Source organism: Candidatus Tisiphia endosymbiont of Parasteatoda lunata (genome assembly GCF_964030955.1).
In the GTDB taxonomy this organism is placed as follows: domain Bacteria; phylum Pseudomonadota; class Alphaproteobacteria; order Rickettsiales; family Rickettsiaceae; genus Tisiphia.
On sequence record NZ_OZ035003.1, the window covers coordinates 110,833 to 134,729 of the forward strand.

The 23,897-nt window shown below is 32.5% G+C and carries 23 protein-coding genes and 4 pseudogenes; 15 read left to right on the forward strand and 12 right to left on the reverse strand.

The window, feature by feature from the left end; all coding sequences use genetic code 11:
- The first annotated feature begins 95 nt into the window (after window positions 1-95).
- A complete protein-coding gene (locus tag AAHN00_RS00605) occupies window positions 96-1,076 on the forward strand; it encodes a transposase (protein ID WP_342271025.1) in 981 nt (326 codons plus the stop codon).
- A gap of 362 nt (window positions 1,077-1,438) precedes the next feature.
- On the opposite strand, the gene AAHN00_RS00615 is transcribed toward AAHN00_RS00605, so the two are convergent.
- Complete coding sequence (locus AAHN00_RS00615; protein ID WP_342271798.1) at window positions 1,439-1,870, reverse strand: copper chaperone PCu(A)C; 432 nt, start codon at window positions 1,868-1,870, stop codon at window positions 1,439-1,441.
- A gap of 182 nt (window positions 1,871-2,052) precedes the next feature.
- Window positions 2,053-2,310, reverse strand: a complete 258-nt coding sequence (locus tag AAHN00_RS00620; protein WP_341755938.1) for a DUF2671 domain-containing protein — start codon at window positions 2,308-2,310, stop codon at window positions 2,053-2,055.
- 161 nt (window positions 2,311-2,471) lie between these two features.
- Here AAHN00_RS00620 and AAHN00_RS00625 point away from each other — a divergent pair, with 161 nt between their 5' ends.
- From AAHN00_RS00625 to AAHN00_RS00665, 10 genes and pseudogenes are all read left to right on the forward strand, one after another.
- Complete coding sequence (locus AAHN00_RS00625; RefSeq protein ID WP_342271056.1) at window positions 2,472-2,921, forward strand: helix-turn-helix domain-containing protein; 450 nt, start codon at window positions 2,472-2,474, stop codon at window positions 2,919-2,921.
- A complete protein-coding gene (locus AAHN00_RS00630; protein ID WP_342270961.1) occupies window positions 2,915-3,475 on the forward strand; it encodes an IS630 family transposase in 561 nt (186 codons plus the stop codon). The genes AAHN00_RS00625 and AAHN00_RS00630 overlap by 7 nt, the downstream gene beginning before the upstream one ends.
- 96 nt (window positions 3,476-3,571) lie before the next feature.
- Entirely contained in the window at window positions 3,572-5,341 is a 1,770-nt protein-coding gene (locus tag AAHN00_RS00635; protein ID WP_342271799.1) for an ABC transporter ATP-binding protein, read from the forward strand.
- 485 nt (window positions 5,342-5,826) lie between these two features.
- Window positions 5,827-6,429 (forward strand): peroxiredoxin, encoded by a 603-nt coding sequence (locus AAHN00_RS00640; RefSeq protein WP_341747226.1) that lies wholly within the window; start codon window positions 5,827-5,829, stop codon window positions 6,427-6,429.
- Window positions 6,430-6,754: 325 nt separating this feature from the next.
- Entirely contained in the window at window positions 6,755-7,912 is a 1,158-nt protein-coding gene (gene dprA, locus AAHN00_RS00645; RefSeq protein ID WP_342272712.1) for a DNA-processing protein DprA, read from the forward strand.
- A gap of 2 nt (window positions 7,913-7,914) precedes the next feature.
- A pseudogene (topA, locus tag AAHN00_RS00650) lies at window positions 7,915-9,918 on the forward strand (type I DNA topoisomerase); the annotation flags it as partial.
- Between the two features lie 6 nt (window positions 9,919-9,924).
- Complete coding sequence (locus tag AAHN00_RS14905) at window positions 9,925-10,425, forward strand: topoisomerase C-terminal repeat-containing protein (RefSeq protein WP_410521462.1); 501 nt, start codon at window positions 9,925-9,927, stop codon at window positions 10,423-10,425.
- A 17-nt stretch (window positions 10,426-10,442) separates the two neighbouring features.
- On the forward strand, window positions 10,443-11,795 hold the full coding sequence (gltX, locus tag AAHN00_RS00655) for a glutamate--tRNA ligase (RefSeq protein ID WP_342271801.1): 1,353 nt from the start codon (window positions 10,443-10,445) through the stop codon (window positions 11,793-11,795).
- 205 nt (window positions 11,796-12,000) lie between these two features.
- Window positions 12,001-12,708, forward strand: coding sequence for an IS6 family transposase (locus AAHN00_RS00660; protein ID WP_342271802.1), 708 nt, complete (start codon window positions 12,001-12,003; stop codon window positions 12,706-12,708).
- A 36-nt stretch (window positions 12,709-12,744) separates the two neighbouring features.
- Complete coding sequence (locus AAHN00_RS00665; protein WP_342271803.1) at window positions 12,745-13,623, forward strand: transposase; 879 nt, start codon at window positions 12,745-12,747, stop codon at window positions 13,621-13,623.
- A gap of 511 nt (window positions 13,624-14,134) precedes the next feature.
- Here AAHN00_RS00665 and fabG read toward each other — a convergent pair.
- On the reverse strand, window positions 14,135-14,860 hold the full coding sequence (fabG, locus tag AAHN00_RS00670) for a 3-oxoacyl-ACP reductase FabG (protein ID WP_342271804.1): 726 nt from the start codon (window positions 14,858-14,860) through the stop codon (window positions 14,135-14,137).
- A gap of 2 nt (window positions 14,861-14,862) precedes the next feature.
- Window positions 14,863-15,327, reverse strand: a pseudogene (locus AAHN00_RS00675) (DNA recombination/repair protein RecA); the annotation flags it as partial.
- 93 nt (window positions 15,328-15,420) lie between these two features.
- On the opposite strand from AAHN00_RS00675, the gene AAHN00_RS00680 reads away from it, so the two are divergent.
- Entirely contained in the window at window positions 15,421-15,678 is a 258-nt protein-coding gene (locus AAHN00_RS00680) for a hypothetical protein (RefSeq protein WP_342271805.1), read from the forward strand.
- On the opposite strand, the pseudogene recA reads toward AAHN00_RS00680, so the two are convergent.
- The 5 genes and pseudogenes from recA to AAHN00_RS00705 form a co-directional block, all read right to left on the reverse strand.
- Window positions 15,588-16,163, reverse strand: a pseudogene (recA, locus tag AAHN00_RS00685) (recombinase RecA); the annotation flags it as partial. The gene AAHN00_RS00680 and the pseudogene recA overlap by 91 nt on opposite strands.
- Window positions 16,164-16,331: 168 nt before the next feature.
- Window positions 16,332-16,664 (reverse strand): hypothetical protein, encoded by a 333-nt coding sequence (locus tag AAHN00_RS00690; RefSeq protein WP_342271806.1) that lies wholly within the window; start codon window positions 16,662-16,664, stop codon window positions 16,332-16,334.
- 245 nt (window positions 16,665-16,909) lie between these two features.
- On the reverse strand, window positions 16,910-17,959 hold the full coding sequence (locus AAHN00_RS00695) for an IS110 family transposase (protein ID WP_342271079.1): 1,050 nt from the start codon (window positions 17,957-17,959) through the stop codon (window positions 16,910-16,912).
- A 112-nt stretch (window positions 17,960-18,071) separates the two neighbouring features.
- Window positions 18,072-18,992, reverse strand: coding sequence for a hypothetical protein (locus tag AAHN00_RS00700; RefSeq protein WP_342271807.1), 921 nt, complete (start codon window positions 18,990-18,992; stop codon window positions 18,072-18,074).
- Window positions 18,959-19,681, reverse strand: coding sequence for a hypothetical protein (locus tag AAHN00_RS00705; protein ID WP_342271808.1), 723 nt, complete (start codon window positions 19,679-19,681; stop codon window positions 18,959-18,961). Before AAHN00_RS00705 ends, AAHN00_RS00700 begins: the two co-directional genes overlap by 34 nt.
- Before the next feature lie 228 nt (window positions 19,682-19,909).
- Here AAHN00_RS00705 and AAHN00_RS00710 point away from each other — a divergent pair, with 228 nt between their 5' ends.
- Window positions 19,910-20,575: an IS982 family transposase gene (locus AAHN00_RS00710; protein WP_342271809.1), complete on the forward strand. Its 666-nt coding sequence runs from the start codon at window positions 19,910-19,912 to the stop codon at window positions 20,573-20,575.
- A gap of 391 nt (window positions 20,576-20,966) precedes the next feature.
- Here the strand turns inward: AAHN00_RS00710 and AAHN00_RS00715 are convergent, their stop codons facing one another.
- Window positions 20,967-21,227 (reverse strand): hypothetical protein, encoded by a 261-nt coding sequence (locus AAHN00_RS00715; RefSeq protein WP_342271810.1) that lies wholly within the window; start codon window positions 21,225-21,227, stop codon window positions 20,967-20,969.
- A gap of 127 nt (window positions 21,228-21,354) precedes the next feature.
- Here AAHN00_RS00715 and AAHN00_RS00720 point away from each other — a divergent pair, with 127 nt between their 5' ends.
- Both AAHN00_RS00720 and AAHN00_RS00725 read left to right on the forward strand, forming a co-directional pair.
- Entirely contained in the window at window positions 21,355-21,567 is a 213-nt protein-coding gene (locus AAHN00_RS00720; protein ID WP_342271811.1) for a hypothetical protein, read from the forward strand.
- Window positions 21,568-21,637: 70 nt separating this feature from the next.
- Window positions 21,638-22,327 (forward strand): DUF2608 domain-containing protein, encoded by a 690-nt coding sequence (locus AAHN00_RS00725; protein WP_342271812.1) that lies wholly within the window; start codon window positions 21,638-21,640, stop codon window positions 22,325-22,327.
- On the opposite strand, the pseudogene AAHN00_RS00730 reads toward AAHN00_RS00725, so the two are convergent.
- Window positions 22,308-22,850 (reverse strand): annotated as a pseudogene (locus AAHN00_RS00730) (IS6 family transposase); the annotation flags it as partial. The gene AAHN00_RS00725 and the pseudogene AAHN00_RS00730 overlap by 20 nt on opposite strands.
- A gap of 15 nt (window positions 22,851-22,865) precedes the next feature.
- Complete coding sequence (locus AAHN00_RS00735) at window positions 22,866-23,846, reverse strand: transposase (protein WP_342271025.1); 981 nt, start codon at window positions 23,844-23,846, stop codon at window positions 22,866-22,868.
- Window positions 23,847-23,897: the final 51 nt, after the last annotated feature.

A 23,897-nucleotide genomic window follows, 5' to 3' on the forward strand; every position in this document is an offset into this window, starting at 1 on the left:
ACTCAAATGATTTGAAGAATTGGATTTGAAAATGACAGGAGTTTCGCACTTAGCAAAAAATATGTTAATCTAGCAAGAAAGAGTTTTAGTTAAGCATGGCAAGATCAAAATGTAGCAAAGACTTATATAAATCATTTTTACAAGCAAGTAGCGTAAGATATAGTGGTAAAGCATTATCTGAAGTAAGTCCAATAAACCTATCTCATGATAGTGCAAGTCGATGGTTAAATAGTAAGGATTTCCGCCCTAGCGGGATCTACAGAGAAGTGTCAAAATATATTGATAGGGAAGCTTCTTGTTTATTAGTGGGAGATGACACGTTATTGTCAAAGCAATACAGTAAGAAAATTGAGCTTGTACATTATCAATATTCTGGAGCTGTACATGATGTTATACCTGGTATAGGGATGGTCAACTTACTGCATTACAATGCTAAAACTGATCAATCTACCCCTGTAGATTATAGAATATATGATAAAGAAACTGATGGAAAAACAAAGAATGAGCATTTTTGTGATATGCTTACTTTAGCTAAGGAAAGAGGGATCAATCCTGATGCAGTAGTAATGGATGCGTGGTATAGCGGTTTGGAGAATTTGAAACATATACGTAATTTAGGTTGGACATGGGTTAGTAACCTAAGAAAAAATAGAAAAGTTAATCATAATGTTAGCTTAGAAAGTTTAGAGATTCCTGATGAGGGACTAAAAATTCACCTACGTGGATACGGTTGGGTTACGGTATTTAAGTTTGTGGCAAAAAATGGTCGCATTGATTACATAACAACTAACTTAGAAAATCCAACACGTGAACAAATAGAGAAAATTGTTAAGGCACGGTGGTCTATAGAAGTTTATCATCGAGAATTAAAACAAACTTGTGGTATTGAACGCTGTCAGGCACGCACGGGTCGAGCTCAGAGAAATCATATTTGCCTTGCTGTATTTGCTTGGCTCGATATGAACAAAAGGAGGATAAATGAAAAAATTACTTTATATCAACAAACTTGGGAAGTTATAAAAACATCAATTCAGAACAACATTAGATGCCTTTTAGCTGATTCGCAATTTTGCTAACTGCGAAACTCCTGAATGAATGATGAGCATGCGAATCCATGATATTTTAAAAAAACAATTCGTAGGAGCAAAAGAGTATACTCGGATGATCTAAAGAATGGGAACAACAAACAAGGAAAGCTTTGCCAGCATAGGATGACATCTAGACTACCGATACTAGAGTTAACAATAGCTGGCATATAAGGCAAATATCCATTCATTAGACATCCTTCGAAACTCTACTTCTGCTGGTGATTTGAACAATGATGCGGTACTCGAATCCGTAACGGAATTAGAGTACGCTGCGGTTCGAGGTGAAGCGTCTCCTTCAAATCCCTCAGCATAAGCGAGTTTCGAAAGAGGTCTATCATAAGAACGACTAACTACTTTGTTTTTACTTCTACTTGAACAACTTTCTGAAGACCATTATCGAAATATAAGGATAAATCAAAATTATCACCAACTTTTAATATAGTTCTTAGATCCAAGAGCATAATATGCATACCACCCGGTTGTAAAATAGCACTACTTTTAGCTGGGATGACTAGCTTATCAAGTCTTACCATTTTACTAACCCCTTTTTCATCAACAAAACTTTTATGTAATTCAACCTTGTTAGCTATATCTGAAGAAACATTTACCAAATTGTAATCGAGGTCAGAGTCATTAAAAATCTCAAAATATATTGCAGAATTATTATTTTTGCTAACAGTAGCAGAAGGTCTTGCCCAAGCATTTAGTATTGTAACAGATGCAGTTAATGCAGTAGGAGCTGATGCTTCTAATGGTGCTGCTGGATTGTTATTACTTGGCATAGTAGTTGCAAAACATATTGATAGACTAAAATATAAAGTAACAGCAATGAAGGTTATTATGTTCTTAAGTAGCATATTATTACCATAAATTAATTACACAATCGATTCACTTAATTATATAACATATTATACATACACTAAGTATATTTTGCAAAAAAATAATATATTTATAGTGTATAATGCTAACTTTGGCTTACTTTAACAAATTTTTGTTTAAAAGAATCCCAATGATAGTGAACATTTACTGTTTTAATTTCTGTAACTGTAATATCTCCATTAGGTAACTGTGCAACATCAAAGCCTTTTTGTATAGATTCAGTAATTAGAGTCGTTGATTGACAAATATACCTAACATTAAAAAAGGGATTATTATCAGTATCTAATGAGTTTGTAGTTTTCTTAGTTGGGGTATTCAAAATAGGTGCGTTTTTTTCTTTCATTCTAAACAACTTCAGATATTCTGTACGTTTTTATAACAGTTTAGTAATACCAATTGCAATAATTAACGCAGTGTTATAAAATGGTTTTTTAACTGATAAAAGGTAATCAAATAGCTAGGTTAATATTACCGCAAGGTTTTGAAGGTCATGATTTTATAAAAATGATGAAACATGAGCCGCATGGTCGAAATCGTATACGTTTATTGGCAATGTATCACCTTCAATTAGGCAAATCTTTTAAAGCCATATCTGAAATAGTGAAGTCACACTGGAAAACTGTGCAATCATGGCTCAGAAGATTTAGGAATCATGGTTTTGAAGGATTATTTGAATCACAAAGAAGCGGTGCCCCTAGGAAGATTAACACTATACAAGAGTCTGCTCTTTTTGATAAAATCAATACGCTCAGTGAAAGTAAAACTGGTGGGTATATAACTGGAAAGGAGTTACATATCATGTTACTTGAGGAATATGGTGCTAAATGTGCTTTAAAAACAGTCTACAATACTATGCACCGCCTTGGTTTTAGCTGGATTACTTCTCGTTCAATGCATCCAAAGTCAAATCAAGAGACTCAAAATACATATAAAAAAACTTTCCAGATATGTTAACAGAATTATTACCAAAAAATATCGATAGATGTAAAGTTGATATATGGTCTCAAGATGAAACTCGAGTTGGGCAACAAGGTAGCTTAACTCGTATATGGGCTAAGCGTGGCACTAGACCCCGTAAAGTTCGGCAACAGCAATTCATTTCAACATATATTTATGGAGCTGCTTGCCATGATACAGGAGAAGCTTTTGCATTAATTTTACCATATGCAAACACACAGGCAATGAATAAATTCTTAGAAGACCTTTCTCGCAGTATTCAAGGCAACCGACATATAGCTTTACTAACGGATAATGCAGGTTGGCACACAGCCAAAAAACTAACTGTGCCAAGCAATATCACTTTGATACCGCTTCCGCCCTATGCACCGGAACTTAATGCAATGGAACAAGTTTGGGAATGGATCAAGAATCATTACTTGTCTAACCAATGTTATGGTGTATATGAAGATATCGTCACTATGGCTTGTTACGCTTGGAATCAACTTGCTCATAATGTAGATTTAGTAAAATCAATTATGTATAGAGACTGGATAAATACACCGTGTTAATTATTGCAATTGGTATAATAAGGTGGCAAGAGTTTGTTGTTAGATTAATTTAGGTTATTTAGTCTAATTAGTTTTTTTTGTAATGAGGTGTGTGCTGTGTTAGAAGGTTTTGATTTTTCAAAGTCTGCAATAAGGTTATTTTTCTATTTTTTAAAGAAAAGAAGAATTAAACTAACTATTTTAGGGGTGTTATGCATAATACGGGGAATGGTACCAGCTATTGATAGTGTGTTGCTACAAAAAGTTATAAATTTGATTGAGTCTTTTTCTAATGAAACAGTTAAAGACCTACCTTCCTCCATGTTGTTTTGGGCAATAATATATGCATTTTGGTGGGTATGTGTAAATACTATGTGGCGAATTTATGATTATATTTATCTAAAAACCATGCCATATATCAAAGCTCAGATATTAGACGAAATGTATAATTACACTCAGTACCATAATCATAGATTTTTTCAAGAAAACCTTGCTGGTCATATTACCAATCGTATTACTGAAGGGGCTAGATCTTTTGAAATGGTTTTGTCTTTATTTGGAGAGAAAATTCTATACAAACTAGCTATAATTGTTTTTGCTCTTGGAACAATGTACTGGATACATCAAATATTTGCTACTATATTCCTTATACATATTTGTGTTTTTGTAGGGACTAGTGTTATCTGTTCAAGTACAATAAACAAATATTCAGTAAATTATGCACGAAGCAAATCAATAGTTGCCGGCAGTATTGTTGATGCAATTGCAAATATTGGTGCAATACGGATGTTTACTTCTCATAAATTTGAACGTCAGAATCTAGAAGTAAGGATAGATGATGCTGTAGTTAATGAACAAATTATGCAACTCTTTATGTTTAAGCTACGTATTGTACTAGGCATAGCTTGTTCTATAATGATTTTTATAATGGTTTATTATCTAGCTCAACTTCGTAGTCAAATGCAAATAACTATAGGAGATTGCGTGTTGATACTTACTTTATCTATAACGGTTAGTAGTGAAATTTGGGATCTAACGCAGGAAGTAGGAGATATGTTCGAAGAGTTTGGTTCTTTTAATCAAAGTGTATCATTAATGAAACCTCATATTATAGAAGATATTGAGAATGCCCATCTTCTAAAGGTTACAAAAGGTGAGATAATATTTAAAAATGTTAGTTTTAAATATTACCATAATAATAATTTATTTGAGAATAAATCCGTTACAATTTTGAGTCAACAAAGGGTCGGATTAGTAGGATTTTCTGGTTCAGGAAAAACAACTTTTATTAATCTTATTACACGGTTGCACGATATAGACCAAGGAGAAATTCTAATTGATGGGCAAAATATTAGATATGTAACTCAAGATTCTTTACGAGAAAATATTATTATAATACCGCAAGAACCAATCCTATTTCATAGGACAGTCATGGATAATATTAGATATGGAAAAAAAGATGCTAGCTTAGAAGAGATAATAGAGGCAGCAAAACTAGCTCATATACATGAATTTATTGAGAGCCTAACAGAAGGATACCAAAGCTTATGTGGTGAAAGGGGTAATAACTTGTCAGGTGGTCAGAGGCAGAGAATAATAATAGCACGGGCAATATTAAAGAATGCTCCAATATTAATTCTTGATGAAGCAACAAGTAGTCTAGATAGTAAGACTGAGGAGTTGATACAAGATTCTCTATATTACTTAATGCAAAATAAAACTGTATTAGTTATAGCTCATAGATTATCAACTTTGTTGAATATGGATAGAATTTTGGTTTTTAATGAAGGTAGCATAGTTGAAGATGGACAACATGAGGAATTACTAAAAAACAGTAAATTGTACAAAAAACTATGGAAATCACAAGTAAAAGGCTTAATAATTTAAAGAAATTGCTGATTATTTCACCTTATATACTCAGGTAGAACTTCAAGAATTGGCGTTCCCGCGACCAAAGATCGAAGCTGCCTAGTTACTCATGTACGCTACGCCGCTCGACTTTGCTACTGCCTAGCTCTTCTTGAAGTTATACTATCGTCTACCAACTTTTCATTTACGAGCAATATACGTAAGGTGAGAGATTATTTATTACATGACTTATAGTTCTCGTACCATTTCCGATTATGACATACACTCAACTATTGATCGCAATTTTTAAATTACTCTGCTAATTCATTTAAGATTTGGTATTGTAATACATTATTATTTTGTGTATCATAACTTGAGTTCGATGTAAGACATCGGTTTAATAGCCTAGGGTGACATCACCCCTAATGAGGATAATTACTTGAGCCTAGTATTAATTTGCTACATCGATACTTAAGGTTATCATAAGAAATATTTTTAATCACTTGAAACTGAAGGAATTTAAAATGCAAGTATTCGTTGGAAAAGCTGCACCGGATTTTACAGCTAAAGCTATTATGCCTGATAATAGTATAGAATCTGAATTTAATCTTAAAAATTATGCTAAGGGTCATAAAGTTGTATTGTTTTTTTATCCCCTAGATTTTACTTTTGTTTGTCCATCAGAAATTATAGCCTTTAATAATAGATTAGGAGAATTTACTGAAAGAAATACAAAGTTAATAGCAATAAGCGTTGACTCGCATTTTTCTCATTTGGCTTGGAAGAATACTCCTTACAATAAAGGTGGTGTTGGCAATATCCAAATTCCTATGGTGGCAGATCTTAATAAAAATGCCTCACATAGTTATAATGTACTTCATGATGATGGAATATCACTGCGTGGTACTTTTGTTATTGATGAAGAATTCATAGTACGCCATTTGTCAGTTAATGATTTGCCAATTGGTAGAAATATTGATGAAGTAATAAGACTGATAGATGCCCTAGACTATAATGCCAAGCATGGTGAAGTATGTCCAGCTGGGTGGCATAAAGGTGATGAAGGTATTACCCCATCACATAAAGGAGTAGCAGATTACTTAGCTTCCAATGCAGAAAAATTATAGTATATAGAGTAGGTTTGCCGGATCAGTAGATGTCATTGCTAGCTACGAATACCAATGTACCGTATACCGTAGCTAGAGATGACATCGAGATTACCATATATGACACGCATAGGTTTATGCAGGTTTCTACCGCTAGTTGTAGCTTTTAAACTTCTCTAGTTAGAAATTAATTGTTTTTTTATTTAGTGGGGGAAAATTTTGTTATATACTGCAAATATCATCTAAGAGACTCCAATTTGGGATAAGAATTGACAAATTCTTATCTCGAATTCGCGTAAGGGATAATTTATGTCAAAGTAAGCTTAAAGCCAAAGAAAGAGATTTGATGCTTAAGGAGCTATTTTTGGATACTAACCGAGTATCTTATACAAAAGAAACAATTGATATTCTAAGACTAATTAGGAGTGAAAATGTTGGTCCAAGGACTTTTTGGAGTTTAATAAAGATATTTGGTAGTAGTAGTACTGCAATTGAAAATATACAAGAATTCTCACTGCGAGGTGGACGCTCTAAACCAGTAAAGGTATTTTCACAAAGTGAGGCAAGTAAAGAACTTGAGCTTTTGGAAAAGAATAACGCCAAAATTATTACCTATAAGTCTTTAGAATATTCAAGGTTATTGTTAGAGATTTTTGATTGCCCGCCTATACTAAGTTATAAGGGCAATATCGGGTTATTATCACACGAAAGATGTTTAGCAATTGTTGGAGCAAGAAATGCTTCAGTAAATGGTTGTGCCTTTGCAGCTAGAATCGCTAAGGAATTGACAGACGCAGATTATATAATGGTTTCTGGACTTGCAAGAGGTATTGATACGGCAGTGCATCAAGTTAATATCTCTAAAACAATAGGAGTTATCGCTGGAGGAATTGATCATGTCTATCCCCTAGAAAATGTTAAATTATTCGAACAAATTCAGCAAGAGGGGTTAATAATTGCTGAATTACCAATAGGTTCAAAACCTCTTGGACAACATTTCCCACAACGTAATCGATTGATTTCTGGTATATCTCTTGGAACGGTAGTAATTGAGGCAAGCCTAAAATCTGGATCATTAATAACAGCAAGGTTTGCTTTAGAACAGAATAGAGAAGTATTCGCAGTGCCGGGATTTCCGTTAGATCCTAGGTGTCAGGGTACTAATAAACTTATCAAGGAAGGAGCATATATGGTGGAATCTACCCAAGATATAGTAACTAATCTACCGCATTTTTCTAAGGTTGTCAGCAAATCTAAGGATGTGGCGAATGATTCAGCTGAGAATAACCAGTTTAAAGCGTTAGATATAAAATATGCTAATCCAATTACCAACGATATGCGTATGAAAGTTAAGGAGCTTTTATCTTCAACTCCTATAAATTTTGATTGTTTGCATCAAACGCAGCTACCTTTGCAGGTTATATATATGATAATACTGGAGCTAGAACTGGCTGGAAAAATAACTAGATATCCTGGCAACAAGATATCTTTAATTTATAAATAAATATGAAATTAGTAATAGTAGAATCGCCAGCAAAGGCGAAAACGATAAATAAATATCTAGATAATGGTTTTAAAGTTATTGCTTCGTTTGGGCATATTAGAGATTTACCATCAAAAAATGGTTCAGTTCTGCCAGATGAAGATTTTGCTATGAAATATATTATATCAGATAAAGCAGAAAAATATGTTGAAGCAATAACTAAAGATGCTGCCAAGGCTGAAATGGTTTATCTAGCAACAGATCGAGACCGAGAAGGAGAATCAATTGCTTGGCATGTTGCAGAAATAATAAAAGAAAGAAACTTGGTTAAATCTAGTGATTTCTTTAAAAGAGTAGCATTTGATGAAGTTACAAAAAAAGCTATTTTACATGCAATTGAAAACCCAAGAAAGATTGATATTGATTTGGTTAATGCTCAGCAAGCAAGGAGGGCTTTAGACTATTTGGTAGGATTTACTTTATCGCCGATATTATGGCGTAAATTGCCAGGATGTAGATCAGCCGGAAGAGTCCAGTCTGTAGCACTGAGACTTATTTGCGAACGAGAAGACGAAATTGAACGTTTTAAATCGCAAGAATATTGGGATATTAGTCTTAATATTCTTAATAGTAATAATGAACCCTTTTTAGCAAGATTAACTCATGTTAATGGTAAAAAATTAGAGAAATTCTCAATTACTAATGAACTAGCTGCCAATGATCTAGTCGAGAAAATAAAACTAAAGAATTTTCATGTTGCCTCTATAGAAAAAAAACAGCAAAAACGTCAACCGCAACCACCTTTTATTACCTCTTCGCTGCAGCAAGAAGCTGCAAGAAAATTAGGGTTTACTGCTAAGAAGACTATGCAAATTGCCCAAAAACTTTACGAAGGTATGGATATAGGTAATGAAACTATAGGTTTGATCACTTATATGAGAACGGACGGGACAACTCTTGCTAGTGAAGCTGTTGAGCAAATACGTCAGTTGATAGATAAGAATTTTGGGGATAAATATCTGCCAGCTAGCCAGCGAGTTTATAAATCTAAAGCTAAAAATGCCCAAGAAGCTCACGAAGCGATTAGACCAACTGATATTACCCTGCTACCAGAAAAGTTAAAGGATAAACTAGATAAAGATTTTTACAAGCTTTATGACCTAATTTGGAAGAGGACGGTAGCTTGCCAAATGGAAAATGTTATTATTGATTTGGTAGTAGCTCAGCTTGATACAGTCAATTCAGGAGGATTTGATGCTAGGCACGATGGAGCGAAGCCTATAGATAATAGGCGAGCGACGAGTGACGACGTCACCAAATTCTCATCAATTGACTGTACAGAAGATAAAGAATTTACATGCAAAGCAAATGGCTCAATTATTGCGTTTGATGGTTTTTATAAAATTTATCAAGAAGGTCTAGATGATGAAACAGAAGAAGAAAATAGGCTTCTACCACCGCTAAAAGAAGGCGAGAAATTAATTACAGATTCAGTGAATCCAGCACAACATTTCACTGATCCGCCACCAAGATATTCTGAAGCTAGTTTAGTAAAGAGGCTTGAGGAACTTGGTATTGGTCGCCCGTCTACTTATGCTTCGATTATATCAGTGTTGCAAGATAGAAAATATGTAGTTGTTGAGAAAAAACGATTCTTTCCAGAGGAATTAGGGCGTTTAGTTACAACATTTTTAACAGGTTTTTTTAAGAAATATGTGGAATATGATTTCACAGCTGATCTTGAAAATGATTTAGATGAGGTGGCAGAAGGTAAAATAGAATGGAAGTCTTTACTAAAAAAATTCTGGGATGGGTTTAATAACAATGTAGAAGTAGTTAGTGGAAAGAAAATATCTGATATAATTATTTATGTTGAAGAAGCCTTAGATTATCACTTATTTGGAGAAAAGTCAGAAAGTAACAAGTCAAGAATTTGCCCATCCTGCTCTACAGGTCAATTAGATCTAAAGCTTGGTAAGTTTGGAGCATTCTTAGCTTGTAGTAATTACCCAGAATGTACTTTCAAAAAACAAATTACCTCTAAAAATAGTGATGATGTTACTACTACTATGGAAGAGAACAAACTATTAGGAGTAAATAAGGATGGTTTTGATGTTTTTCTAAAGAAAGGTCCATATGGTTTATATGTACAGACTAGTGAGCAAGTTGCCAAGGGTGAAAAGCCAAAGCGTGCATCATTGCCACCTTCTATTGCCCAAAATGATGTCACTCTTGCTTTAGCTATGAGGTTGCTTGAGTTACCGGCTAAATTATGTTTGCATCCTGAATCTCAACAAGAGATTATACTTGGTATAGGTAGATATGGCCCGTATCTTAAATATCTTGATAGGTTTATTTCAATACCAAAAAGATACGATCCTTTTACCATAACAACAGAGATCGCTGTAGAAATAATTGAAGCTAGTAATAATAAGTTAAAGAATAAACAAGAGAAAGATAATGGCAAGCAGGTAATAGTTGCAAAAAAAACTTCTAAAAAGAATGCTACAACAAAAAAGAAAAAAGTACAATAAGCGGTTAAGATAAAATTATGGGAAGGGTTATCACAAGATTCGCACCATCACCAACAGGTATGCTGCATATAGGTAATAGTAGAACAGCTCTTATAAATTGGTTATATACTAGAAAGCATAATGGCATATTCATTTTAAGGTTTGATGACACCGATCTTGAACGTAGCAAGCAACAATATAAAAACGCTATTGAACAGGATTTGAAATTTCTAGGACTTAACTGGGATCAAACTTTTTGTCAATCTAATAGGCTTGATAGGTATGAGGCGATAAAAACATTATTATTACAAAAAAATAAATTATATCCTTGTTTTGAGACTCAGGAAGAGCTTGAATTAAAGCGTAAATTACAATTATCTAGAGGACTCCCTCCTATATATGATCGTGCAGCTTTGAATTTAACTCAACAACAAATAAACGATTACATTAGTCAAGGAAGAAAGGCACATTATCGATTCTTGGTATCGCATACTCCAATTATATGGCAAGATATGATTAAGGGTGAAGTTAAATATGATGGGAAAAATCTTGGTGATCCGATAGTTATCAGAGAAGATAATAGTATGACTTATATGCTTTGTTCAGTTATTGATGATATTGATTATTCGATTACCCATATTATTAGGGGCGAGGATCATGTAACTAATACGGCAATTCAGCTACAAATGTTTGAAGCCCTACAGGAAGAACTATACTCAAATCAAAAGAGTATACCGAATTTTGCTCATCTTGGTCTAATTATTAGCCGAGATGACAAAATATCTAAAAGAATAGGAGGATTTGAGATCGCTGCTCTAAGGGATGAAATTGGATTAGAACCAATGGCAATTAACAGTTTTTTTAGTTTAATTGGTTCGTCATCAAGTATTGTATCGTTTAAGAATTTAGATCAGCTAATAAAAGAGTTTGACATTAATAATTTTTCTAAAAGTCCAACAACTTATTTGCCGGAAGAATTAGAACGTCTGAATCATAAATTACTAATTATCCTTAGTTTTGATGAAGTAAAAGATCGCTTAAGAGAGATTAAGGCTGAGCAAGTAACTGAACAGTTTTGGTTGGCAGTGAGAGCTAATTTGCAAAAATTATATGAAATAAAAGATTGGTGGAATATTTGTTACTCACCATCCAAAGTTGAAGGATTAGATAAAGATTTTTTAAAACAGGCAGCTATATTGTTACCAGACGAACCAATAACCCTTGATAGCTGGAGCATATGGACTAAAAAAATTATGGTCGTTACTGATAAAAAAGGCAAGGAGGTATTTCTGCCTTTAAGACTTGCTATAACGGGAATGGCATCCGGACCAGAAATGTCGGTCATATTACCCTTACTTTGCAGAGAGGAAATTATAAAAAGATTAAGTTGATTTTTTTGTTGATCTAAAAAAATGGTTCTGTCGCATCTATTGCCAAGTATGATGATATGTGGTATATGGAGCTAAAAAATAGCATTATGGTATTCCAAATATCGCCAAAACTTTTGAAGTATTTTAAAGGATTTTGCTCTGGTTCTGTCGCATATGTTGGACAATAGAAAAAAGATTGATATAATGATCTAAAAAAGATGTTAAGATGTTTCGTATTACTGCAAGATTATTATCATATTTCAAAGGATTTTGTTCTTCACCAGAAATAATAATGTTATTTGTCTATATGAAATGCCGATTTTCTTTAAGTTATCAAGATTTGGAAGAAATGATGAGTATAAGGGGAGCAAAAATTGATCACTCTACATTACAAAGATGGGTTATAAAATTTGTACCATTGATAGATCAGGTGGTTAGAAAAAGAAAGAAGCCAGTTGGTAGTAGTTGGAGAATGGATGAGACTTATATTAAATTAAACGGTAAATGGGTTTATTTATATAGAGCACTAGATAGTCTTGGTAATACTGTAGACTTTCTGCTACGTAAGCATAGAGACAAGCCTGCAGCACTTGCATTTTTTCGTAAAGCCTTTAGAGAGAATAATTTTCCTGAGAAAGTAGTAATTGATAAAAGCGGTAGTAATACGGCTGCTCTTAATGATTTGAATACAGAAGTTCCTAAAGATTATAAAATTAAGGTTATTCAGACCAAATACCTGAATAATCTTGTAGAACAAGATCATAGGTTTATCAAAAAACGTACAAAGCCAATGCTTGGTTTTAAGAGTTTTCATTCTGCAGAAATGACTATTACCGGTATAGAAAATATTCGTATGATGCAAAAAAGACAAATAATTGGAGCTAATGATAATCTTTCTACTTTTGAGAATTTTGCTATGTTAATGGCATCATAATGTCCAAAACCTTAGTTTTAACAATCTTGATGTAGTATGATTTATAGATGCGACAAAACCATTAAGAATATCAAGCACCCACATGATGTTTATTTAATGGATAAAGCTAGGCTTAGTATTGTGAAGCTTTGCCAAAGTTTGGGTATAAGTTTAAACGAAACCTACGCTAGAACCTATAAGCGAGATATAATAAAGCTCTGGAAGTATAAAGAGCATAGCAAAGCCAAGAAGCGTTGGAAAATAATGAAGCATTTAAAAACGTTACTTGGTCGTTTGGTTAGAATATGTGAGCGTGAGATAAAAAATCAGAAATTAAACTTATCTATCAGAGATCAAGAAGTATTGAAAAAAGTAAAACAAATACATAGCCAATCTGTTTTAAAAAGAGAAGAGAAAAAGCAATACAAAGAACAGAATAAAATATTGTATAGTTTTCATGCCCCTGAGGTAGAGTGTATAGGGAAGGGAAAACGAAACAAGCCATATGAGTTTGGCAATAAAGTTGCGGTAGTAGTCAGTGGTCGTAGAAATTTTGTACTGTCAGCAAAATCGTTTCATAATAATCCTTATGATGGTCATACATTGCAGCAGAGTTTTGAAGCGGTAGAAAATGTAACTGGAATAAAGATAAAAAAATCGTTTGTTGATCTTGGTTATACTGGCAGCAATGTTAAAGAGAAGAGTAAGGTATATACCCCAAAAACTCGGAAAAAGTTATTGAAAGAAGACAAGTGTATGATCAGGAGACGCAGTGCTATAGAACCAATAATAGGGCATTTGAAACAATATGGTAGGATGGGCAGAAACTTCTTGAAGGGTGTGATAGGAGATGTGATCAATCCAATAATCTCTGCTATAGGTTTGAATTTACGATGTATTGCCAATCATTTACACATCATGCCTAACTCTACATAAAAAAATTATCATTAAAAAACTTGCTAAACGATTAAAAAAAATCGTTAACAATAAGCTCATGTAAAAATTTTACTAAAACAGAAATTTTTCAATAAAATTGAAAACAATTTTTAATTTTAGTGCAAATATTAGAATTTTTTTTGTAAAAATTTTATTCAATCATAGATTATGGGGGGCTTTAAATATTTTTGGCGGACGGACTAGATATAGAAACAATCAGGTTTGAAGGGGCTGCCCACCTGATTGTTAAAATATAATACTCCATTCAATATGTGATTTTAATAATTAAAATCACATATTGAATGATGAAAAAAGTTAAAATGCACTTGCGTCAGCCGCTTCAAGAGTGCATTTTTCCTTATAACAAAGCAAGTATCGACATAAGAATTAATAATTCTTATATCGAACTGAGGTTGAGGTTACTATAGTCAACTGATGAGAAGTAGGTAGCATCGTCTTCGCTCGCCTATTACAATAGGCGTCGCTCCATTTAATAATTTCACTTCTTCAATTATATCATCAACATTCCACCATTAACATGGATAGTTTGACCGGTGATGTAGGAAGCTTTGTCGCTTGCTAGGAAAGCTACTACGTTTGCAACATCTTCGGCTTCTCCGAAAGTTCTAAGAGGAATTTTTTGCATTATAGCCTCTTTTTGAGCTTCGTTTAATTTATCGGTCATGTTTGATTTAATAAAACCAGGAGAAACTGCATTAATTGTGATACCCCTACTTGCTACCTCAATTGCTAGAGACTTTGTCATACCGATCAAAGCAGCTTTGGAAGCACAATAATTTGCCTGTCCTGGATTGCCGGAAGCTGCAACCACAGATGATATGTTAATTATTCTACCATAACGAGTTTTCATCATTTTCTTTATCGCTTCACGATTTAGAATAAAGCTAGCTTTTAAGTTTATATCTATAACTTGATCAAACATTTCATTGGACATTTTTATTGCCAGCATATCTTTAGTGATTCCGGCATTACAAACTAAAATGTCGATTTGCTCAAGACTAGACACCAAGTTAGTACATTCATCAATATTTGCTAGATTACATGGTACTATCGTATAATTATCTTTTAAGTTATTTGCAAGTTCTTGTAGTTTCTCTTGGTTACTACCACTAATTATCACATGACTACCAAGAGAGTGGAATAGCTTAGCAATGCTACCACCAATTGTCCCAGATGCTCCAGTAATTAGAGATTTTTTAGCAGTTAAATCTATCATTTCTATTCTTCCTCTTCTATAGTTATCGTTTTGCTATCAAAAGTAACACTAGTATTATGAGAAGATTTTTGACGAATTAGTTGTTCTATTTCAGAGCAGATAGCAGGGTGTTCTCTTAGGTAATGTTTAACATTTTCTCTACCTTAACCTATACGAGTGTCATTATATGAAAACCAAGACCCCGATTTTTCTATTATTTCAAATTTAACAGCAAGATCAATTATCTCGCTTTCTCTAGAAATACCACTACCATACGTTATATCAAATTCTGCCGTTTTAAACGGTGGAGAGACTTTGTTTTTAACAACTTTAATCTTAGTTTGGCTTCCTACTATATCTTCTTTATCCTTGATTGTTGAAACTCTTCTAATATCTAGCCTTACTGAGGCATAAAATTTTAAAGCATTACCACCTGTGGTAGTTTCTGGACTACCAAACATGACACCTATTTTCATTCTAATTTGGTTAGTTAACCACTCTGCACTGCAAGTGCAGAGCTTAATATTACGGCATGAATGCCTCATGTATGTACTAACTTAAAAGTTAGAAACTATTTGTGTATGGCTCATTTAGAAAGTGTCACAACACAAAAAAATATATCTGTGAAGTGTAAGATTTTGTTAAAAAATATCTGTATGATTCATTCTTATCTTTTCTTGATAAGATATTTAAAATTTATGTTGAAACGACGCACTGCAAGTGCGGGGTTTTTCTCCCAAAGTGGGACAATAAAAATAATTATACAATTAGTTCTTGAAATTGATGCAGTGAGTTTTCTAAGTGCTTGGCTCATTAATCTAGCTTGTAACCCCATATGAGAGTCACCCATTTCCCCTTCAATCTCTGCTTTAGGCACAAGAGCAGCGACACTATCTATAACGACCATATCAATAGCTCCAGAGCGTACTAGAGTATCAGTTATTTCAAGTGCCTGCTCTCCAGTATCTGGTTGAGAAATAATAAGCTCGTCAATATTTATGCCAAGTTTTCTAGCATATGCTGGGTCTAAAGCATGTTCTGCATCAATAAAAGCACAAGTACCACCTTTCTTCTGTGCTTCAGCAATCATATGTAGAGTTAAAGTGGTCTTTCCCGAACTTTCCGGTCCAAAAATTTCAATAATTCTTCCCTTGGGTAACCCACCTATACCGAGTGCCAAGTCAAGCCCTAGCGATCCTGTTGGTATTGCCTCAACATCTACAGCAGGACGTTGACCGAGTTTCATGACAGAACCTTTGCCGTAACTTTTTTCAATTTGGCTAACTGCAGCAAGCAATGCTCTTTCTTTGTCTATAACGTTCATTTCTAGAATCAGCTTAATAAAATCAAATTAAATTTATAAAGTAACATACGAGGAAAATCCAGTAAAATAATTACAAATATTAATATCATAGTGATTTAAAAATTACAACTAAAAATTAAAAATCTATTCTTTAACCTAAAGATGATCTGTCAACAGCAACCTTAATGTTTAATTGTTCTTGCTCCACAAATCCATGTTATATTGTTTGCAATATTCAAACATATCAACTGTATTATGGTGATGTATGCCAAATTCTTTAACTTGCGGTTTACCAAAGAATTTATAATTATATAAATCTTTGATTTTACAAGCTGCTTTTGCTGCATGATTATATAAATCACTTACTTGAGCAATATTTTTACTTCTATCTCTATATAAATAATGGTATATAACAAATGCTTTTTTATAAGATTCTATAGCCTGCTTTAGCTTATGTATGGACCTACCCAACAATGCAAGAAAAAAATAATATATAACAGCAAAAAAATCGAATGCAGTCATGTATCCGGCTTATAGACAATAAATCAAGCAATTTATCCTATAGCCCTGATGGAATTCGCTGGCTTACAAACTTATACTTATTATTTTATCGACTTATAAATAGCCCTTAGCTAAATCAGTTTTTTTGTAAGCTAAGGTTCGTCTTATTTACCATCAATATTATCATTCTTCGCATATTCCGGATTGGAATTTGTTAAACTTCTATTACCTATAATGTCATTTCATCAATTATTTGGAGTAGTTTTTTAACTACAAACTTTACTCTCGGTATAATCATCACCTGAACTAAGTAATGCAAATACCACCCTTGCTAGCTTATTAGCTACCGCGACAACTGTTTTATTATGACCGTTTCTCTCAGATAAATTAAACATCCACTCAGTAAACTTGCTATAATCTTTTTTAGATTTTTGTTCTTCCGTGGTAAATCTTATCTTGCTATTCAGAATGGATCTTGCCCCTTGAATTAACAAAGTACGTAAATAGATATCACCTCTTTTACTAATACCAAGCAACTTATTTTTGCCACCACTAGAGTGTTGCCTTGGCACTAATCCCAGCCATGCTGATAATTGCCTACCATTTTCAAAACAACTAGCATTACCTATTGAGGCTATTAAGGCTGTGGCAGTTATTAAACCTATACCTGGTATCATCATTAGTTGTTGGTGATTACTATACTGGCTAGCTATGATTTTTAATCGTTGTTCTAGCTCTTTTATTTTTTTATCATTTTCTACAAATTCTTCTTTTAACTCACTAAATGTTTGGTAGCTTAGCTGACTTAAATCCCCTTCGTCTAAAATCTCAGTTAATTTTGTTATAATCTTATTGATTCCTTGCGGAATAGTAAAACCAAATTCATATAATAGCCCTCTAATCTCATTAGCAAGTGCAGTACGATTTTTTACCAATCTCTGTCTTACCCTATGAATAAATAAAATATCTTGTTGCTCTACAGTTTTAATGGGTACAAACCTCATACTAGGTCTTGCTACTGCCTCACATATTCCTTCTGCATCAGCTTGATCATTTTTATTGGTTTTGACATAAGGCTTAACAAACTGTGGTGCCATTAGTTTTACATTATGACCTAATTTTATTAATTCTCTTGCCCAATAGCTAGCTCCACCGCAAGCTTCCATGCCTACTAGACATTTTGGTACGTTAGCCATAAAAGTTAAAACCTGTTCTCTCATTAATTTCTTCTTTAATATTGTCTTGCCATTTTTATCTACACCGTGAATTTGAAAAATTCTTTTTGCAATATCTATACCAATTGTGGTAACTTCCATATGGACCTCCTTATTGTTGTTTAGGATTCATTTCCTATCCTAGAAGATTAGCATACGCTTCTCATTCTGTATATAGGGTAGGTCCATACCATTATTTTGGGTAAATAGAATATCACCTTAGTACTATATAACTAGATGCCAAGCTGAAATTATTAGAATAATTTGTTTGCTTCGAATTGCTATTTTCACTTGCTAAAAATATGGAAATAGCTTTTTTAATATATTCATAAGCTTGATCTACTTTATTTAAACCTAACATACTTCTAGCCATTTCTGTATAAATATTTGCAAATATTTCATTATCTTCATTCTTTATGGGTTTATGTATATAATATAACTGTTGAGCTTGAGCATAAGCTTCTTGATATCTACCAAGGGAATTCAATATCTTTGCTCTAGGCATGTAAACCCCAGTAAAGTATGGGTCATTAATATGCGATCCATTTTTTATAAACAGCTCAATAATTTTATCTACATATTCTAAAGCCTCCTGATATTTTCCTTGCATATTAAATAATGTACTTTTTAAAGAATATATTATAGATATATCAGCTTCTTGTATTATTCTTTGTTTTACTAATTTTTCTATCTTTTTAAGAAATTCTTCAGCAAGTTTTATCTCTCCTAAAAACATATAAGATCTAGATATATGAGATATACAATTAAATTTGAGAGAATAACTAGATTCATCATCATCAAGTTTACCTAAAATCTTTAATGATTTAGTAAAATAAGAAATCGCTGTTTCAAAATTTCTTAATATTATTTTATTATACACTCCTATTGCTCCCAAATATCTAGCGTAATAAAATTTTTGATATTCAGACATTTGCCACAATTTAAATTTTTTGTTTTTATCTTTCCAATTAAACCAATTAACCATTTGTTGTGCTTTATTATTATTATAAACATTTATATATAGAGACAATAATTCACTTCTTAAGGTAAGCATTGCATATATGTTAACATTATATTTCTCAGAATTTATAAGAATAATTTCTAAGTTTTTAATACAGTTTGAGCACTCCTCCACAAATATCCTGAGTGAGTTCCTTTCGGCTTAGGTATCTTAGCAATAACATTTTCTAAATATATTTTATTATTATCACCATTTAGTTCCATTATTTTATTACTAACTATATCATGCATTTCAAAAATAGAGTTATCTTCGCTAGAACTAATATTACTGATTAGCATAAATTTAGATAATTGATATATATCATCATCTAAAGTATCTTTATGATCAGTAATGGTGCTAAGAAACTGCTTCGAGAAGCTTTGGTTATTTAGCAAAGCTATTTTATTAAGCAACTTTACTGCACTAGGATTTAATTGTTGAATAGCCATGCTAATATTTGTTGCTATTTTATCAGTCGATTGATAAATTTTCTTTTTATATTCCTCTTTATCCAAACCTTGAACTCTGTTAAGTAATTGAGCTCCTTGTACTATCAACATTGGATAACCACTAAAAGATTGCGTTAAAAATTCGATACTATTATTATCCTTATTGTTCAATAAGTTATTAGCTAAAGCTATAATAGTAGGCTTATCAAATATGGGCATTGCTATAATATTAGGTAACTTTTCATTATCTTGCGAACAAAACACCACATTACCATTATGTTCCCATTCAACTAAATCTTGTACTTTTTTATTTTCATTAACCTTTAAATTATCAAACAATAATAACCATTTATTAGTAGAAGTTAAATATGACATTACTTCTTTTTTTGCTAAAGCAACTTCTTCAGATATATTAGTTTGCTTAACCTTATTAAGTTGTTTGGCTAATTTAACAAATTGTTCATCAAAATCAAGGTTACAATCAAAAAACCAAATTACGTCAGTTCGGGATAAGATATAGATGAAATAGTAATAGATAAAAGGATTGTCAAAAAGGAGTGCCTGCAGTATTTATATTTTTAAACAAAAAAACAAACTACAGGCATGAGAAAAGATATCACAGAATTATATAGTTTTATAGATGATTTTTGTAAAATTTATTTGGAGTATGAACAGAGAAAGTTATTACCATCAAATAAGCAAAGAAATCGCTGTTGTAGCATGAGTCTAAGTGAAATGTTAACAATAATAATTATGTTGCATACATCCTATGCTAAGAATTTTAAATTTTTCTATAAAAGTTATATAGAGTGCATGCATAAGGATGATTTTCCCAAAGCCTTGAGTTATAATAGATTTGTTGAATTAATGGCACGATTATTCATACCGCTAAATATGTTGATTCATTTGTTGTTTGGTGAGGAAACAGGTATTTATTTTATTGACTCTACAACGATTAAAGCTTGTCACAATAAAAGGCGTTATAGCAATAAAGTTTTTAAAGGATTAGCCAAACATAGTAAATCCTCTATGGGGTATTTTTATGGTTTTAAATTACATGTAATAATCAATAATAAAGGGGAGTTTATGGCATTAAAAGTGACCAAAGGCAATGTAGATGATAGGATTCCAGTACCGGAGTTAACAAAAAGATTAACTGGAATTATAGCAGCTGATAAAGGTTATATTAAGCAAAATTTGTTCTTAAATTTATATGAAAGAGGCTTAAAAATGATTCATGGAATTAAGAAGAATATGGAAACTCAATAACAACCAGCTGAAGCTGGTGGGTTGATATCTAGACTGGAAGTCGCTATTACTCTAAAGAGATATTACTAATGCCTGTGCTATCTCTCTGATCCTAATTCTTATAAGTTACCCTGCAATACTTTGTAGCGATATTTAGTGATCCAAACAACATGAAAGCGATGGTAAAATACAGTGTGGCTAGTCTTGTTATAATCTGTCATATATGATATTTTAATATACATGAAGAGCTTGCTCTTATGTATATTAAAATATCATATATTCAAGTTATAGTGAATTGAAATATTAGAACAAGGACTGAAGTCTTTCCCAGCTGAAGCTGGGGGTTTTAACCAAAAAGGTGACTATAAACCTTCAACAAAATTTGATTTTAATCTACATGTTCACAATATCCTTATCCCAAATTGACGTAAATTAGATCATACTTATTTTTTTTCTCATAACTATACATCCTAATCAGTTGAGTTTTACCTATACCACTAGTACCGACTATACTTGCTTGTCTATATTTACTTAAATATTCATCAAGGATTTTAAGTTGTTGCTCATGATTGACAAAATAACTAACTGGGGTGATTAAATTAGACACTTGTTCTTGAGCAAAAGTTCTAGTATTAATGATTAATAATATGATTGATAGTAGAAAATTTTTCATATAATGAAACTGTTAAAAAGTTAACCACTCTGCACTGCAAGTGCAGAGCTTAATATTACGGCATGAATGCCTCATGTATGTACTAACTTAAAAGTTAGAAACTATTTGTGTATGGCTCATTTAGAAAGTGTCACAACACAAAAAGAATATATCTGTGAAGTGTAAGATTTTGTTAAAAAATATCTTATCTTATCTTATCTTATCTTATCTTGATAAGATATTTAAAATTTATGTTGAAACGACGCACTGCAAGTGCGGGGTTTTTCTCCCAAAGTGGGACAATAAATTATGCCCTAACGGTACGTATAAAACATATTATACGCATAACTATAAAGTATAAGCAAAAATAACTCAACTTAAGTGTGAATATTAATAATAATCATCATTAAAAATATGAATAGAGAATTTTTATGAGAAAAACTTTAATAATTCTAATTTTGCAATTTATCGTAATAGAAGCATTTGCAAGTATTGAAAGAATAAAGCTACATTCTTTTGATAATTTAGTTGATCAAATTAAAAATAACCCAATAAAAGCTAAAGATACGCTAATTGTATTTGATATTGATGGAGTTATTCTTTGTCCTAAAGACAGCTATTTAAGCCATAATAATCGTGAGGTGCGTCATAAATTTCTTGATGACATTGAAAAATCACAAGGTCTAGCTCAGAGAAAAAATATATATGCACTTATAGCTGCTCAGATGGAATATAAGCTAATTGAACCAAGCTTAATGAAACACTTTTGGTTTCTAAAGTTCAATGGTTACGACGTTATTGCCTTAACATCAATGGGATCAAATAATCCATATTTTGATCAGGAACAAGATCGTGTTGATATGCTTAAAGATAAAGGATTATTGTTTGATAAAAGATATCACGGTCAAATAAAAATTGATAAACAAAAAAGACCCCAGCCAAAAGCCATTGAGGGAGTTATTTTTGCAAGAGGATATAAAAAGGGATTAGTTCTCAAAGCATACCTTGATCAACAACATACTGCCTATAGCAAGATAGTGGGGTTTTGTCGCATCTATAAATCATACTACATCAAGATTGTTAAAACTAAGGTTTTGGACATTATGATGCCATTAACATAGCAAAATTCTCAAAAGTAGAAAGATTATCATTAGCTCCAATTATTTGTCTTTTTTGCATCATACGAATATTTTCTATACCGGTAATAGTCATTTCTGCAGAATGAAAACTCTTAAAACCAAGCATTGGCTTTGTACGTTTTTTGATAAACCTATGATCTTGTTCTACAAGATTATTCAGGTATTTGGTCTGAATAACCTTAATTTTATAATCTTTAGGAACTTCTGTATTCAAATCATTAAGAGCAGCCGTATTACTACCGCTTTTATCAATTACTACTTTCTCAGGAAAATTATTCTCTCTAAAGGCTTTACGAAAAAATGCAAGTGCTGCAGGCTTGTCTCTATGCTTACGTAGCAGAAAGTCTACAGTATTACCAAGACTATCTAGTGCTCTATATAAATAAACCCATTTACCGTTTAATTTAATATAAGTCTCATCCATTCTCCAACTACTACCAACTGGCTTCTTTCTTTTTCTAACCACCTGATCTATCAATGGTACAAATTTTATAACCCATCTTTGTCAGGAGTTTCGCAGTTAGCAAAATTGCGAATCAGCTAAAAGGCATCTAATGTTGTTCTGAATTGATGTTTTTATAACTTCCCAAGTTTGTTGATATAAAGTAATTTTTTCATTTATCCTCCTTTTGTTCATATCGAGCCAAGCAAATACAGCAAGGCAAATATGATTTCTCTGAGCTCGACCCGTGCGTGCCTGACAGCGTTCAATACCACAAGTTTGTTTTAATTCTCGATGATAAACTTCTATAGACCACCGTGCCTTAACAATTTTCTCTATTTGTTCACGTGTTGGATTTTCTAAGTTAGTTGTTATGTAATCAATGCGACCATTTTTTGCCACAAACTTAAATACCGTAACCCAACCGTATCCACGTAGGTGAATTTTTAGTCCCTCATCAGGAATCTCTAAACTTTCTAAGCTAACATTATGATTAACTTTTCTATTTTTTCTTAGGTTACTAACCCATGTCCAACCTAAATTACGTATATGTTTCAAATTCTCCAAACCGCTATACCACGCATCCATTACTACTGCATCAGGATTGATCCCTCTTTCCTTAGCTAAAGTAAGCATATCACAAAAATGCTCATTCTTTGTTTTTCCATCAGTTTCTTTATCATATATTCTATAATCTACAGGGGTAGATTGATCAGTTTTAGCATTGTAATGCAGTAAGTTGACCATCCCTATACCAGGTATAACATCATGTACAGCTCCAGAATATTGATAATGTACAAGCTCAATTTTCTTACTGTATTGCTTTGACAATAACGTGTCATCTCCCACTAATAAACAAGAAGCTTCCCTATCAATATATTTTGACACTTCTCTGTAGATCCCGCTAGGGCGGAAATCCTTACTATTTAACCATCGACTTGCACTATCATGAGATAGGTTTATTGGACTTACTTCAGATAATGCTTTACCACTATATCTTACGCTACTTGCTTGTAAAAATGATTTATATAAGTCTTTGCTACATTTTGATCTTGCCATGCTTAACTAAAACTCTTTCTTGCTAGATTAACATATTTTTTGCTAAGTGCG

Excerpts from the sequence above, each read along its gene's own strand:
- AAHN00_RS00735 (WP_342271025.1), bottom strand. The coding sequence starts at position 23,846 with ATGGCAAGATCAAAATGTAGCAAAGACTTATATAAATCATTTTTACAA.
- AAHN00_RS00665 (WP_342271803.1), top strand. The coding sequence starts at position 12,745 with ATGATTTATAGATGCGACAAAACCATTAAGAATATCAAGCACCCACAT.
- AAHN00_RS00640 (WP_341747226.1), top strand. The coding sequence starts at position 5,827 with ATGCAAGTATTCGTTGGAAAAGCTGCACCGGATTTTACAGCTAAAGCT.
- AAHN00_RS00725 (WP_342271812.1), top strand. The coding sequence starts at position 21,638 with ATGAGAAAAACTTTAATAATTCTAATTTTGCAATTTATCGTAATAGAA.
- AAHN00_RS00680 (WP_342271805.1), top strand. The coding sequence starts at position 15,421 with ATGGCTCATTTAGAAAGTGTCACAACACAAAAAAATATATCTGTGAAG.
- AAHN00_RS00625 (WP_342271056.1), top strand. The coding sequence starts at position 2,472 with ATGATGAAACATGAGCCGCATGGTCGAAATCGTATACGTTTATTGGCA.
- AAHN00_RS00690 (WP_342271806.1), bottom strand. The coding sequence starts at position 16,664 with ATGACTGCATTCGATTTTTTTGCTGTTATATATTATTTTTTTCTTGCA.
- AAHN00_RS00695 (WP_342271079.1), bottom strand. The coding sequence starts at position 17,959 with ATGGAAGTTACCACAATTGGTATAGATATTGCAAAAAGAATTTTTCAA.
- AAHN00_RS00705 (WP_342271808.1), bottom strand. The coding sequence starts at position 19,681 with ATGTCATATTTAACTTCTACTAATAAATGGTTATTATTGTTTGATAAT.
- gltX (WP_342271801.1), top strand. The coding sequence starts at position 10,443 with ATGGGAAGGGTTATCACAAGATTCGCACCATCACCAACAGGTATGCTG.
- dprA (WP_342272712.1), top strand. The coding sequence starts at position 6,755 with ATGCTTAAGGAGCTATTTTTGGATACTAACCGAGTATCTTATACAAAA.
- AAHN00_RS00630 (WP_342270961.1), top strand. The coding sequence starts at position 2,915 with ATGTTAACAGAATTATTACCAAAAAATATCGATAGATGTAAAGTTGAT.
- AAHN00_RS00710 (WP_342271809.1), top strand. The coding sequence starts at position 19,910 with ATGAGAAAAGATATCACAGAATTATATAGTTTTATAGATGATTTTTGT.
- fabG (WP_342271804.1), bottom strand. The coding sequence starts at position 14,860 with ATGATAGATTTAACTGCTAAAAAATCTCTAATTACTGGAGCATCTGGG.
- AAHN00_RS00615 (WP_342271798.1), bottom strand. The coding sequence starts at position 1,870 with ATGCCAAGTAATAACAATCCAGCAGCACCATTAGAAGCATCAGCTCCT.
- AAHN00_RS00620 (WP_341755938.1), bottom strand. The coding sequence starts at position 2,310 with ATGAAAGAAAAAAACGCACCTATTTTGAATACCCCAACTAAGAAAACT.
- AAHN00_RS00605 (WP_342271025.1), top strand. The coding sequence starts at position 96 with ATGGCAAGATCAAAATGTAGCAAAGACTTATATAAATCATTTTTACAA.
- AAHN00_RS00715 (WP_342271810.1), bottom strand. The coding sequence starts at position 21,227 with ATGAAAAATTTTCTACTATCAATCATATTATTAATCATTAATACTAGA.
- AAHN00_RS00660 (WP_342271802.1), top strand. The coding sequence starts at position 12,001 with ATGTTTCGTATTACTGCAAGATTATTATCATATTTCAAAGGATTTTGT.